Genomic DNA, 14,741 nt, shown 5'->3' with positions numbered 1-14,741 from the left:
GGGTGAAGGCGGCGACACCCCAGGGGTGTCGCCGTATCGGCATCACTCGTTGAGACGATTCTTGTCGAGCTGCTTGGCCAGGCCGGCACCCAAGTCGGCACCGGTGACCGGGGCTGCGCTGGGGTCGGACATCGTGCGGGTCGCCAGTTGCTCCACCGCCTTGGCCTGCATGGGTGGCAGCTTGACGCTGGCCAGGCCGTCGCCACCATCCACAGCGGGAGCGGGCTGCTCCACGAACTCCCAGTCCTGACCCTGATTCCAGGGACCGCGCATGTCGCCTTCACCCTGCGACATGTTGTAGTAGACGCTGGCGAATTCCGGTCGCGGCGGCATCTTGCCCTGGGGAAAGTTTGGCTGAATGGAGTGCAGGGCGTTCTCGAAGGATTTCTGGTGGGCGATCTCGCGCGTCATCAGAAAGCTCAGCGTGTCCTTGATACCCGCGTCGTCGGTGACGTTGATCAGGCGCTCGTAGACGATCTTGGCCCGGGCTTCGGCAGCGATGTTGGACCTCAGGTCGATGGTCGGTTCACCGATGGTGTCGATGTAGGCCGCGGTCCAGGGTACCCCGGCCGAGTTGGTCAGAGCCGGACCGCCACCGTAGAGAATCTGGGTGAGGTGGGAGTCGTTGCCGGCACCCGTAAGGGAGCGGTACATGTCCGCTTCTTCCTGGGTCTTTTCCGCCAGATCGCCCTTGGCGCCCTTGTTCAGCATGGCGATCATCGAGCCGATGATTTCCAGGTGGCTGAGTTCTTCCGTGGCGATGTCGAACAGCATGTCCTTGCGGCCCGGGTCGAGCTCGGCTATCGCCTGGGTGAAGTAGCGCATGGCGGCGGCGAGTTCGCCTTGGGGGCCGCCGAATTGTTCCAGCATCAGGTTGGCGAGGCCGGGATTGGGTTCGGACACGCGCACGGTATATTGCAGTCGCTTATTATGGACGAACATGTAACCTCCAGGGGCTAGTCACGGGTAACACGGGGTAGTTCAGCGCTTCGCGGTCAGATCGGGATCGGCGGAGCGTTCCAGGAAGGCTCTGGTGGTGACGGGCAGGTCTTCCAGCAACCAGGCCGCCATGGCCTTCTCCTGTTCGAGGATGCGTTCGCAAGCTTGCTGCGTTTCGGTATCACCGATCTCGGCAGCGGCGGCGATCAACGTGGTGTAGGTGGCGATTTCGATGTTCTCGAAGACATAACCGGCGATGGCGCCCTTGATGACCTCGTCGCTCATGGGCGCACCACCAATGGCCTGGCCCAGCGCCATCAACTTGCCGCCCATGTCCTTGAGCGTCGAGGCGCTGCTGCCGAGGCGGCTCAGGCAGCCTTCGAGGACCTGGCGTTGCTCCTGGGTTTCCTTGATGTGCTGCTCGATGCGCTGGCGCAGTTGCGGATAGTGCTCCAGCCGCGCGGCCTGGGCGGAAAGCATTTTCTCGGCCTGTTCTTCCATGGCATGGGCGTCACGCAGCCAGTCGATCAGGTTGTCTTGCTTGGAAGCCGTCATGGAAAACTCCTGCTCGTAGAGAGAGGCGACAACGGGCCGGAAGGCCCCGCCAGATTGCGTTCTGTCTGCTTATTAGTGGGGGGCGGCTAGCGAGAGATTCGCAGGACGGCGGTCTTTCTGATCGATGGAAAAGGGCCAGGGATTTTGTTCTACAAGCCCAGCGGCAAAGGGTCGTCTGGCAGGGCTGGTTGTTGGACAACGACCCTCCGGCTGTACAACTCTTGTCCCAGTCAATCTTGGGTTTAGTAATATCTTTGCCGTTCGCGCCCCTAGGAAAACCGTTCACCCCGTACTTGCCGGAGAGGCAGACATCTGTGTCAGGATCCGGTGGATGCAAGGGAAGGAGTCAGCATGAAGGGGCCCAAGGAACAGCAGTCTGGCGCACGCTCGACCAAGCCGCTGGAGGAACGCTGGCCGGATCCGAATGCCCAGGGCCTGGAAGCGGAGCAGATCATCGCGCAACTCTGTGCGGCGGCGGCCGATGCGGACTGGGCCTGGTACCAGCGTCGCGGCAACTGGTCGTGCAAGGCCACCGGTAGTGGCGCCAGTGCCTGGCCGGCGTTGCTCGACGATGAGGAGCTGGCGCAGCTCTGCGCCCAGGCCTCGCTCAGCTGTCATCCCACCGGCAATGGACCGACGCCCCTGGGCTGGCTGCTGGCCCGTCCGGACGACCGTACCGATTTCGCCGCCTTGGCCCTGAGATTCGGCTTCGTGCTGCAGCGCCTGCAGTTGCAAAGGGCCCAGGCCATCCAGCAGGTGCTCTACGACATCACCTATCTGGCCAGCTCAACGGTGGATCGGCAGCTGTTCATGCAGCGCACCCATGAACTGCTGGTGACCCTGATCGACGCGGAAAACCTCTGTCTGGCGCTGCTCGATCCGGACGCTGACCAGATCCACTATCCCTATTATTTCGACCAGCGCGACGAGAGTCCGCCTGAACCGGGCTCCTTCGAGCCACTGGATCGGGCGCAACCGAGCTTGACCGCCTATGTGCTCCTGCATGGCGAGCCCTTGCTACTACCCAAGGAGGCCATGGAGGCGGCCCAGACCAACGGCCCCTACTATTGCCAGGGCTCGGTTCCGGAGTTCTGGATGGGCATTCCGCTCAAGGATGGCGCCGATCGGACCTTTGGCGTGCTCAGCCTGCAGGTCTACGACCGCGAACGCCGCTACGGCCCTGAGGATCAGGCGCTGTTCCAGGTGATCGCCCGCGACGTGGCCATGGCGCTGGATCGCATCCTGCGGCGCGAAGACATGGAGGCCACCGTGGGGCAGCGCACCCAGGAGCTGTCCGAAGTCAACGCCCGGCTGCGCGAACAGATCGCCGAGCGCGAGCGCGCCGAGCAACTGCAGGCGGCGCTGTTCCGCATCGCCGAGCTGTCCAGCGCCAGCACCGACATGACCGAGTTGCTGGGCGGCCTCCACCGGGTCGTGGGTGAGCTGCTCTATGCGCACAATTTCTACATCGCACTCTACGACGATGCGTCGGGTGAGGTTAGCTTTCCCTATTTCGCCGACGAGCGCCGCGCCACGGCACCGGTTGCCCGGCGTGGCAGTCGTGGTTACACGGAATACACCATCCGCCAGCGGCGGCCCTGTCTAATCGATCGTCAGAAGGCCCGTCTACTGGTCGCCCAGGGTGAAATCACCCCGGTGCCGGGTACTGTCGAGGCCTGGTCCTGGCTGGGCATCCCGCTCTACGATGGCAAGCACGTCCGGGGGGTCCTGGCGGTACAGAGCTATCGCGAAGACGTCTACTACAGCCGGCGCGATCAGGAGTTGTTGACGTTTGTGTCGCGCCATATCGACACCGCGCTGTCACGGCGCAGCGCCGCCGAGGCGATTCAGCAGTCCCGCCATGCCCTGGAAGTGCGGGTACAGGAACGGACCCGGGCGCTGGACGAGGCCAATGCCAGACTGCTGTACGAGAACAACCACGATGCCCTGACCCGGCTGCCCAACCGCAGCTTCTTCCAGCAACGCCTGGCCGACCTCTGGGCGGCGTTGGAGCGCGATGGCACCGGCCTGGCGGTGATGTTTCTCGATCTGGACAGGTTCAAGCGCATCAACGACCAATTCGGCCACCCCTTCGGCGACCTGCTGCTGGTCGCCGCCGGGCAGCGGCTGTCCAGTTGCCTGCGGGAAACCGATCTGCTGGCGCGGCTGGGCGGTGACGAATTCGCCATCCTGGTGCCCGGTGGTGGGCTGGAATCGCCGGTGGCCATCGCCCAGCGGATCATCGAGGCCTTCGACCGGCCACTGGTGATCGACGACCACAGCTTGTTCGCCTCCTGCAGCATCGGCATCGTGGTGGCCGATGCGAGTCTGCATCGCCAGCCGGACGATCTGCTGCGCGATGCGGACACCGCCATGTACCGGGTCAAACAGGGCGGGCGCGACAACTTTGCCGTGTTCAACCAGGAGTTGCGCCAGGTGGTGTCCGACCAGGTGGTGCGCGAGGGCGCGTTGCGCAAGGCGCTGAAGAACGGCGACGAACTGGAACCCTTCTTCCAGCCGATCATCGAGGTCACGACTGGCCGCGTGGCGGCGCTGGAGGCGTTGATCCGCTGGCGGCAGCCGGACGGCAGCGTGCTGGCGCCCGGCGCCTTTCTACCCGAACTGGAAGGCCTGCGGCTGATCGGTCGGCTGGATACCTACATGCTGACGCGGATCGCCGCCATCCTGGCCGAGCCGGCCCATGCCCACTGGCCGGTGGTCCACGTCAACTGCTCCAGCTACAGCATCGTGCGGCCGGAATTCGCCGACGAGGTACTGAACATCCTGGCCACGCACGGCGTGGCGCCGTCGCGGATCTGCCTGGAGTTGACCGAAGGGGCGCTGGTCGCTGAACCCGAGCGCGCCAAGGCCGCCATGGAGGCGCTGGATCTACAGGGCGTATCGGTGGTGCTGGATGATTTCGGCGCGGGCTTTTCGTCGCTCGGCTATGTCCATGAGTATCGCTTTCGCGGCCTCAAGATCGACAAGTCCTTTGTGCTGCGCCTCGCCGACAGCGCACGCAGTGTCGCCATCGTCCGCGCCATCGTGCGCATGGCCGAGTCCCTGGGCCTGGACGTGGTCGCCGAGGGCGTCGAGGACGCCCAGGCGCTGCAACTGCTCAAGAACATGGGCGCGCGCCATGCCCAGGGCTATCTCTTCGCCCGTCCGCTGGATCTGCTGGCGACCCGGCGCCTGCTGGCCAGCTGCGCTGACTAGAAGGCGACGCCGGCCACCAGGATCAGGTTGGTATAGGGCTGGCATTCGCCGGTGCGGATCTGCACCCGTGCCTGGCGACACAGGGTCTTTAGTTCTTCGTGGGAGACCAGGCGGCGGCTGCCCAGGGCACCGCTCGCGGTCAGGCGTTCCAGTTCGGCCAGCGCCGGCGGCTGGACCTTCAGGGTTTCCTCGGCGAGCAGATGGCTTTCCACCTGCATCTCGCTGAGCAGCGCCTGCAGCACACTGAGGAAATCCGGTACGCCCGGAGTGACGGCCAGATCGACCAGCGGCGTACCCGGCGGCACCGGCATGCCGGCGTCACCGATGACCACCAGATCGCCATGGCCGAGACTGGCCACGGCCTGGGACAGGGCGATGTTGAGCAGAGCGGTTTTCTTCACCGGGCGAGCTCCTGGCGGGTGGGAATGGACGGTTGGGCGCCGGGGCGGGTAACGGCGATGGCGGCGGCCTGCTGGCCGAGGGCGATGGCCGCCTCCACGCTCAACCCCTCCGCCAGACCGGCGGCGAAGCCGCCAAGGAAGGTATCGCCAGCGGCGGTGGTGTCCACCGCCTTGACCGCAGTGGCCGGATGGTGACGACAGCTGTCTGCGGTGACCTGCAGCAGACCCTGACTGCCCAGGGTCAGCAGCACCTGGCGGGCACCGGCGGTGACCAGCTGACGCGCAGCGACCTCGGCCTGCTCCAGGGTCTCCACCGGCAGCCCGGTCAGCAGGCTGGCTTCGCTTTCGTTGGGCACCAGGTAGTCGATATGGGCGTACCACTCGGCCGGCAGCGGGCCGGTGGCGGGCGCGGGGTTGAGGATCACCGTCTTGCCCAGGGCATGGGCGCGGGCGAGAGCGTCGCCTACGGTGGCCAGGGGGACTTCCAGCTGGGCGATCACCAGCTTGGCCTGGTCCAGCAGAGTCTCCTGGGCCTGCAGCTGCGCGGCGGACAATTCGCCGTTGCCACCGGCGACGATGACGATGGCGTTCTGGCCCTGGTCATCCACCAGGATGGAGGCGATGCCGGTGGGCACCTCGGGCGCCACCGAGACGCCCCGGCAATCGATGCCTTCCTGCACCAGGCTGCGGGTCAGGAAGTCGCCGTAGGGATCGGCGCCGACGCAGCCGATCATGGCGACCCGGGCGCCCAGGCGCGCGGCCGCCACGGCCTGGTTGGCGCCCTTGCCGCCCGGTGCGGTGGTGAAGGTATGGCCGGCGAGGGTCTCGCCGCCCTTGGGCAAGCGCGGGGCGCGCACCACCAGGTCCATGTTGAGGCTGCCAATGACGACGACGTCAGGGTGCATGGGAGGTCTCCAGAGCAGGGGGCGCCGCGGTGGATTCGCGCAGCACCAGCCGGGGTACGGCGATGTCGTGGGTGGAAGGGCTGCCGACCGTCTCGCGGCGCGCCAGCAGCAGCTGGGCGGCGCGCTCGCCGAGATCGCGGATCGACTGGCCGATGGTGGTGAGGGCCGGGTAGAGATAGCGGCTGAGCTCGATGTCGTCGAACCCTACCACCGAGAGCTGGGCGGGGACGCTCAGACCCTGCTCGGCGGCGGCGCGCAGCACGCCCAGGGCGATGGTGTCGTTGCCGGCGAAGATCGCGGTCGGGCGCTCTGGCTGGGCCAGCAACGCGCGGGCGGCGGCATGACCGGCCGCGGCGGTGAAGGGGCAGCGCTGGATGGCGCCAGGCGCGACGCCGGCTTGCGCCAGGGCCTCCTGGTAGCCGGTGATCCGCTCGCTGGCGACCGGGGAATCGGCCGGGCCGCCGATGCAGGCGATCCGGCGATGGCCGAGGTCCAGCAGGTGGCGGGTGGCGAGCAGACCGCCCTGGTGGTGATCGATGCGGATATGCGCGGCCTGGACGCCCTCCAGCGGTCGGTCGGCCAGCACCAGCGGGATGCGTAGGCTGGCCAGGGCCCGGGCGAAGCGCGGATCGCCGTCCACGGTGGCGACCACCAGGCCATCGATCCGCCGCTCCTTGAGCACCCGCAGATAGCGCAGCTGCTTGTCGGCATCGTCATCGGAATTGCAGAGGATGACGCTGTAGCCCTGGCGTTCGCAGTGATCTTCGATGCCGCGGGCCAGTTCGGCGAAGTAGGGGTTGACCGCATTGGGCACCAGCACGCCAAAGGTGCCGGTGGCATGGCTGCGCAGGGAGCGGGCCACGCCACTGGGTACGTAGCCCAGTTCGGCGATGGCCGCCTCGACCTTTTCCCGCACGCCCGGACTGACCGGGCGGCTGTTGTTCACCACATGGGAGACCGTGGTGTAGGAGATGCCGGCACGGGCGGCGACATCCTTGATGGTCGCCATCAGCCCTTGCTCTTGGCGCGCTGGCTGCGGTAGGTGTCGAGGATCACGGCGACCACGATGACCGCGCCGGTGATGATGCGCTTGGTCGGCTCGCTGGCGCCGATCTGGGCCAGGCCCGCGGCCAGCACCGAGATGATCAGCACGCCGAAGAAGGTGCTGATCACCGAGCCGCGCCCGCCCATGAGGCTGGTCCCGCCGATCACCACGGCGGCGATCACCTGCAGTTCCAGGCCAACGCCGGCGTTGGGGTCGGCGGCTTCCAGGCGGGAGATCTGGAACAGCGCGGCCAGGCCTGCCAGCAGACCCATGAGGGCGAAGACGATGACCTTGTAGGGCTTGGGATTGATCCCGGCCAGGCGCACCGCTTCCTCGTTGGTGCCGATGGCGATCAGGTAGCGCCCGAGCACCGAGCGGGTCAGCAGCAGCTGCGCGACCACGATCACCAGCAGGGCGATGACGAAGGAGGGCGAGATGCCGAAGGCGAAGGGCGTCGACAGCCAGGCGTAGGCATCGCCGATATAGGCGGTGCGCGAATCGGTCAGCTGGTAAGCGGCGCCGCGTGCCATCTCCAGCACGCCCAGGGAGACGATGAAAGAGGGGATGCGCCAGGCCACGGTGACGCTGCCAGTGAGGGTGCCGGTCAGGGCCGCGGCCAGCATGCCCAGGGCGGCGGCTGGCAGGATGCCCCAACCCCATTCCAGGGTGGCGACGCTGACCACGGCGGCGGCCAGGGCGACCACCGAACCCACCGAGAGGTCGATGCCGCCGATGATCAGGATGAAGGTCATCCCGGTCGCGAGCACCATCAGATCGGGGATCTGGTTGGCCAGGGTGGTGAAGGTGGCGTAGGAGAGAAAGTGGCTGCTCAGCAGGGAAAACAGCACGATCATCGCCAGCAGGGCGGCGGCCAGGCCGACGTAGGTGCCCAGGCCGAGGCCGAAGGTACGTCGGGCGGAGGTGACGGGAAGACTGCTCATCGAATGGCTTCCTGAGAAAGGGTTTGCGGCGGGACGGGTTCTTCCAGCAGGGCTTCGCGGGAGCGATAGCCGGCGAAGGCGGCGGCCAGCAGCCGCTCCTGGTCCCAGTCATGACGTTCGAAGGTGGCTTCCAGGCGGCCGGCGGAGATCACGCCGATGCGATCGCAGATCAGCATCAGCTCGCGCAGGTCGCTGGAGACCACCACCAAGGCCTTGCCCTGGCGCGTGAGTTCGGCCAGCAGGCCATAGATCTCGAACTTGGCGCCGACGTCGATGCCGCGCGTGGGTTCGTCGAACAGCAGCACCTGGCAATCGCGTTCGAGCCAGCGCCCGATGACCACCTTTTGCTGGTTGCCACCGGAGAGTTCGCCCACCGGCTGGCTGCCACCGTTACAGCGGATGCGCATGCCCTTGATATGGCGCTCTGCCAGGGCCGCTTCGCGTGTACCGCTGACCAGGCCCTGCTGGGCGACCTTGGCCATGTTGCCCAGGGCCAGGTTGGCGCTGATCGGCTGGCTGAGCAGCAGGCCTTCGCCCTTGCGATCCTCGGTGATCAGGGCGATGCCCTGACGTACCACCTTGGCCGGTGACCCCAGGTCGACCGGCTTGCCGGCCAGGCGCACCGCGCCGGAATCGGCACGGTCGGCACCGAAGATCAGCCGCAGCAACTCGGTGCGACCGGCACCGATGAGCCCGGAGATGCCATAGATCTCGCCGGCGCGGACGCTGAAGGAGACGTCCTGGACCTTGTCGGCGCGAGTCAGGCCCTGGACTTCCAGCAAGGGTGGTCCAAAGCGGCGCTCGCCCATGTCCAGGTGCTCGCCGAGATCGCGACCTACCATGAGGCTGACGATCTGGTCGATGTCGTAGTGCGCCATGGGCGCATCGGCCACCAGGCGGCCATCGCGCAAGACCACCAGTTGCTGGGCGATGCGCTTGAGTTCTTCCAGGCGATGGGAGATGTAGACCAGCGCCACGCCGCGGGCACGCAGGCGCTCGATCTGCTCGAACAGCAGGTCCACCTCGCGGGAGGTGAGCATGGCGGTGGGCTCGTCGAGGATCAGCACTCGGCAGTCGCCGATCAGGTTGCGGGCGATCTCCACCATCTGCTGATGACCCACGCCCAGCTCGGCGATGGGTGTATCCGGATCGATGGACTCCAGGCCGACCTGGGCCATGGCCAGCCGCGCCTGTTCGCGTAACTGGCGTCGGTCGATCCAGCCCAGGCGGCGGGGCAGGCGGTCGAGAAAGAGATTTTCCGCCACAGTGAGGGTGGGCAGCAGATTGAGTTCCTGCATGACCATTCGCACCCCCTGGGCCTCCGCCTCGCGGCGGCTGCCCGGGGCATAGGGTCGGCCGAGAAAGCTCAGTTCGCCGGTGGTGGGGTGCACCAGGCCACAGAGGATCTTGGACAGGGTGCTTTTACCGGCGCCGTTTTCCCCGGTGAGCGCCAGCACCTGGCCGGCGCGCAACTCCAGGTCCACGCCGCCGAGTACCGGCTGTGCATAGGTCTTGCCGATGTCACGGGCGCTGAGGATGACCTCGGACGACATGGGGCTCTCCTCGGATCAGGGCTGGGTGACGAGTTCGACCGGCGTCTCGATCACCCCGTCCTTGGCACCGGTGGGCTCGCCCTTGACCAGCTTGAGCGCGGCTTCGATCCCGAACACGGCCTGCTTGGCGGCGTACTGGTCGGCGGTGGCGAGGATGCGACCGTCCTTGAGCATCGGCTTGATGGCCTTGATGTTGTCGTAGCCGACCACCTGCACCTGGCCTTTCTTGCCCGCGGCACGCACGGCGGAGACGGCGCCCAGCGCCATGCTGTCATTGCCGGCCAGCAGGGCCTTGAGGTCGGGGTACTCGTTGAGCATGGCCGCGGCGACGGCATTGCCCTTGTCGATTTCCCAGTTGCCGGATTGCACGCCGACGATCTTCATGCCGGCCGCTTCCATGGCGTCCTTGAAGCCCGCGGTGCGCTGCTGGGCGTTGGTGGTGGTGGAGACGCCCTCGATGATGCCGACCTGGTCACCCTGCTTGAGCTGTTTGGCGAGGTACTCGCCCACCAGGCGGGCGCCCTTGCGGTTGTCGGGGCCGACGAAGGGGATGTCCAGGGACTTGGACTTGAGCACATCCGGGTCCAGGCGATTGTCGATGTTGACCACCTTGATGCCGGCGTCGCTGGCCTTCTTCAGCACCGGAACCAGTGCCTTGGAGTCGGCCGGGGCGATGACCAGGGCGTCGACCTTGGACACGATCATCTGCTCGACGATGCGGATCTGGCTGGAGGTATCGGTCTCGTCCTTGATCCCGTTGGAGATCAGGTCGAAGTCGGCGGAATGCTCTTTCTGGTAGGTCTTGGCGCCGTCTTCCATGGTCAGGAAGAATTCGTTGGCCAGGGACTTCATGACCAGCGCGACCTTGGGCTTTTCGGCGGCCGTGGCATGACTGGCGGTGAGCGGCAGGATCAGCGAAGCGGAGGCGAGAGCGATAGCCGCCAGCAGGCGGGCAGGGCGAAAGGCCAGCATAGGAGGATCTCCGAATTCTTATGGTTCTTGTGGTCACGCAAACGTTTGCGTGTAGCAAAGGATGTCCGTCGCCTTGGTAGCTGTCAATCCAGGTCACTACATGAATCGATTCAGCTTCCAGGGACGGCTGGTTGGCCCCGGCCGGGCGGGCCCCGGTATACTGGGCAATCGTATTCAACCAGGCGCCCGGCGCCCGAGAGTCTCTGCCATGTCCTTTTCCGAATCCGCCCTGAAATCCCTCATCCGCGCCGTGCCCGATTTTCCCAAGCCGGGGGTGATCTTTCGGGACATCACGCCGCTGTTCCAGTCGCCCGAAGGCCTGCGCGCCGTCATGGCGGAATTGCTGGAGCGCTATCGCTCGGCGTCCTTCACCCACGTCGGGGCGCTGGATGCGCGCGGGTTCCTCATCGGTCCGATCCTGGCTTATGAGCTGGGCAAGCCACTGGTGCTGTTCCGCAAGCAGGGCAAACTGCCGGCTGAGCTGCTGACCGAGGTCTACAGCACCGAATACGGCGACTCGGTGATCGAGGTACACAAGGACAGCGTCGGCGCCGGTGATTCGGTGCTGCTGGTCGATGATCTCATCGCCACCGGCGGTACCCTGGTCGCCGCCGGCAACCTGATCCGCCGCCTGGGCGCCGAGGTCCACGAAGCTGCCGCCATCGTCGACCTGCCCGAACTGGGCGGCTCCAAGCGCCTGGAAGCGGCCGGCATCCCCACCTTCGCCCTGACGAGCTTCGCGCTGTCCGAGTATTGAGTTTGCAATTGATCGCGGCCATGGACCGCTCCTACGGGTAGCGCACGACGGTAGGAGCGGCCCATGGCCGCGATAACGCCGTCGTACCTCAACGTCCTGCTGGCACCTTCCATTGTGTCCGTACGCGAAGGGCAACACCTTGCGATGCCGGAGCGGTCGCCTCGGCGGACCGCCATGGCCGTAACGGGTTGCTCGAATCGTAGGTTGGGTTGAGCACAGCGAAGCCCAACAGCTCTTGCCTCGGCGCCAGTCTTGTTGGGCTTCGACGATGGAGCCGTCTCAGCCCAACCTACGGTCCTGCTATGGGTACCGTAGGTTGGATTGAGCGCAGCGAGGCCCAATAGGGTTTGACTCAGCTGGCCCTGTTGGGCTTCGACGATGGAGCCGTCTCAGCCCAACCTACGGTCCTGCCACGGGCACCGTAGGTTGGGTTGAGCGCAGCGAAGCCCAACGGATGTTGCCCCGGCACCGGCGCTGTTGGGCTTCGACGATAGGGCCGTCTCAGCCCAACCTACGATTTATCGCAATCCTGGCAGCCTCTGATCAAAGCTCAGCCGTCGGCTTTCTCGGCTCCAGCGGATACAGATCCACTTCGTCCGCCAACTTGGGCAGCTCGTCCAGAAAGGCGAGGGTGTGCGGCTGGTTGAAGTGTCCGTCCTGGGCGGCGATCGAGGTCCAGCGGGCCTGAACCACCCAGAGATCGCCGTCCTCGCTGCCCTGGAATACCCGATAGTCCAGGCAGCCCTCGTCCTTGACCGCCACCGCAGCCAGATCCAGCAGGTGGGCACCCAGCGCCTGGGAGCGTTCGGGTTGAGCTCGGAACAGAGTGAGGCTGTGGACGTCCGCCATGGTATGCAGGTCTCCTTAAGGGTCGAGGTTTCGACTCTTAAGGATAGCGGACGTCGTACCGGTCTCAGCGATTGATCAGGCCAAGGAATTCCGCACGGGTGGCGTCGTTGGCGCGGAATTGGCCAAGCATCACCGAGGTGACCATGGAGGAATTCTGCTTTTCCACGCCGCGCATCATCATGCACATGTGCTGCGCCTCGATGACCACCGCGACCCCGGCGGCGCCGGTGACCTGCTCGATGGCCTCGGCGATCTGCCGGGTCATGTTTTCCTGGATCTGCAGGCGGCGGGCGAACATGTCGACCACCCGCGCCACCTTGGACAGGCCCAGCACCTTGCCCTTGGGCATGTAGGCGACATGGGCCTTGCCGATGAAGGGCAGCATGTGGTGCTCGCACAGGGAATACAGCTCGATGTTCTTGACCAGCACCATCTCGCTGTTGTCCGAGGTGAAGAGGGCGTCGCCCACCACTTCTTCCAGCGTCTGGCTGTAGCCGCGGCAGAGGTACTGCATGGCCTTGGCCGCGCGCTTGGGCGTGTCCACCAGCCCCTCACGGCTGATGTCTTCGCCGAGTCCGGTCAGGATCGAGGAGTAGTGCTGTTCGAGAGACATTTGGGTTCCTGTTTGTCGATAAGGAAGTGGGCGCTCGGATGAGACGTCACCCGAGTCACAGGATCACTCGTCGCGACCTTCGAGCATGGTGCGCTTGAGCAAGACATAAAGCGAGCCGGTCCCACCGTGGCGGGGCAGGCAGGAGGTGAAGCCCAGTACCTGCGGATGCTGGCGCAACCAGGTATTGACGTGGCTCTTGATCAGCGGTCGGCGCCCATCCAGGCGCGCGGCCTTGCCATGGGTGATGCGCACACAGCGGATTTCCAGGCGAGTGGCCTCGGCGAGAAAGTCCCAGAGGGTTTCCCGGGCCCTTTCCACGGTCATGCCGTGCAGGTCCAGGCTGCCCTCGAAGGGAATCTGGCCGCCCTTGAGGCGACGTAACTGGGTGTCCTGGACGCCATCGCGGCCCCAGTAGAGTTCGTCCTCGGCGCCCACGTCGATGACGAAGGCATCGCTCAGGCCGTCGACCCGGGTAGCGGTCGTGGTCTTGGTCGCATCCGCGCGGCGCTGGGCGATCTGGCCCAGGTCGGCGCGCGACTTGCCGGTGTCGGCGCGATCCTGCTTGAGCGGACGGATCCCGCGGGTGAAGTCGGCGAAAGAGGCATCGTCGTCGTGCATGGCGTTCTCCGGTACAGGGCGTCATTCTACCGGCGGGTCAGGCGTCGTGCAGCAATCGGCTCACCGCAGCCAGCGCGGCCCTTTGCCGCTCGGGCCAGTCGCCGGCGATTTCCAGCACCGGCTGGCCATGGGCCTGCAGCCAGTCCCGGCACTGCGCGAAGAACGCCAAGCGCTCGGCGAGCTCCGGTTGGCAGCGCTGACCGTCGTCCTGCCAGGCGACGTCGCGAGGATCGAGCAGCAGGTGCAGGTCATAGCGGCGCGCCAGCAGGGCCGGCTCCAGCCAGTCGGGCGCGGCGCCGAACAGCAATCGACTCCACAGCAGGTTGCTCAGCAGGTGGGTGTCGAGCAGCAGGAGCGCCGGTGCGCTCGCGCGTGCCCGGTCCTCGCGGTGCAATTGCTCGCGGGCGATGACATCCACGTCCGCCAGGCAGGTATCGGTGCCGTGCCGCTCGCAGTATTCGCGGACGTACTCATCCACCCGGGCCCCGCCGAAGCGCTCGGCGAGAAACGTCGTCAGCCACGATTTGCCACTCGATTCGGGGCCGGTCAGCACCACCACTTTCATCGTGCGGTCGCCAGGGCTCGGCGCCAGTCGAGCCAGCCGTAGGCGGCCAGACCGACAAAGACCGCATAGAGGATGGCGGTGGGGTAGAGGCCCTTGTAATAGAAGAGGCCCACATAGATGACGTCCAGCACGAACCACAGTACCCAGCACTGCAGGCGCTTCTGCGCCATCCAGAACTGGGCGACCAGGCTGAAACCGGTGAGCGCGGCATCCAGCCAGGGCAGGGCGGCATCGGTGTGGGTGCCCATGAGGTAGCCCAGGACCAGGCTACCCAGGGCGCCAACGGCCAGACCGGCCAGCAGCGGTCGGGTGGTGAGCGAGCTGACCACCCGACCCTGGTGTTGCTGGCCGCCCCGCAGCCATTGCCACCAACCATAGAGCTGCAGCACCGCATAGATGCACTGCAGCAACATGTCGGAATAGAGCTTCACCTCCAGGAAGATCCAGGCGTAGAGCACCACCATCACCAGGCCGATGGGCCAGGCCCAGATGTTCTGGCGCACCGTCAGCCAGACGGCGATCACCCCGAGAACGGCGGCCAGCAGCTCCACGGGCGACATGCCCAGCAGGGTGGTGAGCGACTCCAGAAACGACATGCTTCACATCCGGAAAGATTCGATTCGTCATTGTACGGCACCTAATGGCCGTCTATCGGTCTCTTCAACCGGTCTCGCTCTGGTAAGGTGCCGGGCGACCACCACAGCATGAGCTGTCCTGGGTACCGCGAAGGGCCACGCCCTGCGGAGCGTCACGGTTCGAACCCCGTTGCCGCCGGCGTCTTCGGACCCGGCTACCTGCAAATGTTTCACTTG

At 65.9% G+C, this 14,741-nt stretch carries 15 protein-coding genes; 2 read left to right on the top strand and 13 right to left on the bottom strand.

The annotated features are described in order from the left end of the window. Positions 1 to 42: 42 nt before the first annotated feature. Both BMZ43_RS06525 and BMZ43_RS06520 read right to left on the bottom strand, forming a co-directional pair. Positions 43 to 942 (bottom strand): manganese catalase family protein, encoded by a 900-nt coding sequence (locus BMZ43_RS06525; protein WP_064308645.1) that lies wholly within the window; start codon positions 940 to 942, stop codon positions 43 to 45. A 39-nt stretch (positions 943 to 981) separates the two neighbouring features. Next, positions 982 to 1,494, bottom strand: coding sequence for a ferritin-like domain-containing protein (locus BMZ43_RS06520; RefSeq protein WP_017640528.1), 513 nt, complete (start codon positions 1,492 to 1,494; stop codon positions 982 to 984). A gap of 351 nt (positions 1,495 to 1,845) precedes the next feature. Between BMZ43_RS06520 and BMZ43_RS06515 the strand changes: the two genes are divergently transcribed. Beyond that, entirely contained in the window at positions 1,846 to 4,710 is a 2,865-nt protein-coding gene (locus tag BMZ43_RS06515) for a bifunctional diguanylate cyclase/phosphodiesterase (protein WP_093251257.1), read from the top strand. On the opposite strand, the gene rbsD is transcribed toward BMZ43_RS06515, so the two are convergent. The 6 genes from rbsD to BMZ43_RS06485 are packed head-to-tail and all read right to left on the bottom strand — an operon-like array spanning position 4,707 to position 10,527. Next, a complete protein-coding gene (gene rbsD / locus BMZ43_RS06510) occupies positions 4,707 to 5,111 on the bottom strand; it encodes a D-ribose pyranase (protein WP_093251252.1) in 405 nt (134 codons plus the stop codon). The two genes, BMZ43_RS06515 and rbsD, sit on opposite strands and share 4 nt — an antisense overlap. Next, positions 5,108 to 6,016, bottom strand: coding sequence for a ribokinase (gene rbsK / locus BMZ43_RS06505; protein WP_064308647.1), 909 nt, complete (start codon positions 6,014 to 6,016; stop codon positions 5,108 to 5,110). The genes rbsD and rbsK overlap by 4 nt, the downstream gene beginning before the upstream one ends. Next, positions 6,006 to 7,025, bottom strand: coding sequence for a LacI family DNA-binding transcriptional regulator (locus tag BMZ43_RS06500; RefSeq protein ID WP_093251247.1), 1,020 nt, complete (start codon positions 7,023 to 7,025; stop codon positions 6,006 to 6,008). The genes rbsK and BMZ43_RS06500 overlap by 11 nt, the downstream gene beginning before the upstream one ends. Beyond that, entirely contained in the window at positions 7,025 to 8,002 is a 978-nt protein-coding gene (locus tag BMZ43_RS06495; RefSeq protein WP_093251242.1) for an ABC transporter permease, read from the bottom strand. The genes BMZ43_RS06500 and BMZ43_RS06495 overlap by 1 nt, the downstream gene beginning before the upstream one ends. Then, entirely contained in the window at positions 7,999 to 9,555 is a 1,557-nt protein-coding gene (locus BMZ43_RS06490) for a sugar ABC transporter ATP-binding protein (RefSeq protein WP_093251237.1), read from the bottom strand. Before BMZ43_RS06490 ends, BMZ43_RS06495 begins: the two co-directional genes overlap by 4 nt. 15 nt (positions 9,556 to 9,570) lie before the next feature. Beyond that, complete coding sequence (locus tag BMZ43_RS06485; RefSeq protein WP_064308650.1) at positions 9,571 to 10,527, bottom strand: sugar ABC transporter substrate-binding protein; 957 nt, start codon at positions 10,525 to 10,527, stop codon at positions 9,571 to 9,573. Positions 10,528 to 10,735: 208 nt separating this feature from the next. Between BMZ43_RS06485 and BMZ43_RS06480 the strand changes: the two genes are divergently transcribed. Next, positions 10,736 to 11,284, top strand: a complete 549-nt coding sequence (locus BMZ43_RS06480) for an adenine phosphoribosyltransferase (RefSeq protein ID WP_017640536.1) — start codon at positions 10,736 to 10,738, stop codon at positions 11,282 to 11,284. A gap of 543 nt (positions 11,285 to 11,827) precedes the next feature. Here the strand turns inward: BMZ43_RS06480 and BMZ43_RS06475 are convergent. From BMZ43_RS06475 to pnuC, 5 genes are all read right to left on the bottom strand, one after another. Then, on the bottom strand, positions 11,828 to 12,133 hold the full coding sequence (locus BMZ43_RS06475; RefSeq protein ID WP_093251231.1) for a putative quinol monooxygenase: 306 nt from the start codon (positions 12,131 to 12,133) through the stop codon (positions 11,828 to 11,830). Between the two features lie 64 nt (positions 12,134 to 12,197). Then, complete coding sequence (gene folE, locus BMZ43_RS06470) at positions 12,198 to 12,746, bottom strand: GTP cyclohydrolase I FolE (protein WP_017640538.1); 549 nt, start codon at positions 12,744 to 12,746, stop codon at positions 12,198 to 12,200. Positions 12,747 to 12,809: 63 nt separating this feature from the next. Next, a complete protein-coding gene (locus tag BMZ43_RS06465; RefSeq protein WP_017640539.1) occupies positions 12,810 to 13,364 on the bottom strand; it encodes a Smr/MutS family protein in 555 nt (184 codons plus the stop codon). Between the two features lie 37 nt (positions 13,365 to 13,401). Continuing rightward, a complete protein-coding gene (locus BMZ43_RS06460; protein ID WP_093251226.1) occupies positions 13,402 to 13,929 on the bottom strand; it encodes an AAA family ATPase in 528 nt (175 codons plus the stop codon). Beyond that, positions 13,926 to 14,489: a nicotinamide riboside transporter PnuC gene (gene pnuC / locus BMZ43_RS06455; RefSeq protein WP_026083781.1), complete on the bottom strand. Its 564-nt coding sequence runs from the start codon at positions 14,487 to 14,489 to the stop codon at positions 13,926 to 13,928. Before pnuC ends, BMZ43_RS06460 begins: the two co-directional genes overlap by 4 nt. Between the last annotated feature and the right edge of the window lie 252 nt (positions 14,490 to 14,741).

It is taken from the genome of Pseudomonas sp. Snoq117.2, assembly GCF_900110545.1.
Classification (GTDB): domain Bacteria; phylum Pseudomonadota; class Gammaproteobacteria; order Pseudomonadales; family Pseudomonadaceae; genus Chryseomonas; species Chryseomonas benzopyrenica.
Note: the sequence above shows the minus strand (reverse complement) of the source record. Positions and strands in the feature narration are given on the sequence as shown.

Coding starts and splice junctions, on each gene's coding strand:
- BMZ43_RS06460 (WP_093251226.1), bottom strand. CDS start 13,929: ATGAAAGTGGTGGTGCTGACCGGCCCCGAATCGAGTGGCAAATCGTGG.
- BMZ43_RS06485 (WP_064308650.1), bottom strand. CDS start 10,527: ATGCTGGCCTTTCGCCCTGCCCGCCTGCTGGCGGCTATCGCTCTCGCC.
- BMZ43_RS06490 (WP_093251237.1), bottom strand. CDS start 9,555: ATGTCGTCCGAGGTCATCCTCAGCGCCCGTGACATCGGCAAGACCTAT.
- BMZ43_RS06480 (WP_017640536.1), top strand. CDS start 10,736: ATGTCCTTTTCCGAATCCGCCCTGAAATCCCTCATCCGCGCCGTGCCC.
- BMZ43_RS06475 (WP_093251231.1), bottom strand. CDS start 12,133: ATGGCGGACGTCCACAGCCTCACTCTGTTCCGAGCTCAACCCGAACGC.
- folE (WP_017640538.1), bottom strand. CDS start 12,746: ATGTCTCTCGAACAGCACTACTCCTCGATCCTGACCGGACTCGGCGAA.
- BMZ43_RS06500 (WP_093251247.1), bottom strand. CDS start 7,025: ATGGCGACCATCAAGGATGTCGCCGCCCGTGCCGGCATCTCCTACACC.
- pnuC (WP_026083781.1), bottom strand. CDS start 14,489: ATGTCGCCCGTGGAGCTGCTGGCCGCCGTTCTCGGGGTGATCGCCGTC.
- BMZ43_RS06465 (WP_017640539.1), bottom strand. CDS start 13,364: ATGCACGACGACGATGCCTCTTTCGCCGACTTCACCCGCGGGATCCGT.
- rbsK (WP_064308647.1), bottom strand. CDS start 6,016: ATGCACCCTGACGTCGTCGTCATTGGCAGCCTCAACATGGACCTGGTG.
- BMZ43_RS06495 (WP_093251242.1), bottom strand. CDS start 8,002: ATGAGCAGTCTTCCCGTCACCTCCGCCCGACGTACCTTCGGCCTCGGC.
- BMZ43_RS06520 (WP_017640528.1), bottom strand. CDS start 1,494: ATGACGGCTTCCAAGCAAGACAACCTGATCGACTGGCTGCGTGACGCC.
- BMZ43_RS06515 (WP_093251257.1), top strand. CDS start 1,846: ATGAAGGGGCCCAAGGAACAGCAGTCTGGCGCACGCTCGACCAAGCCG.
- BMZ43_RS06525 (WP_064308645.1), bottom strand. CDS start 942: ATGTTCGTCCATAATAAGCGACTGCAATATACCGTGCGCGTGTCCGAA.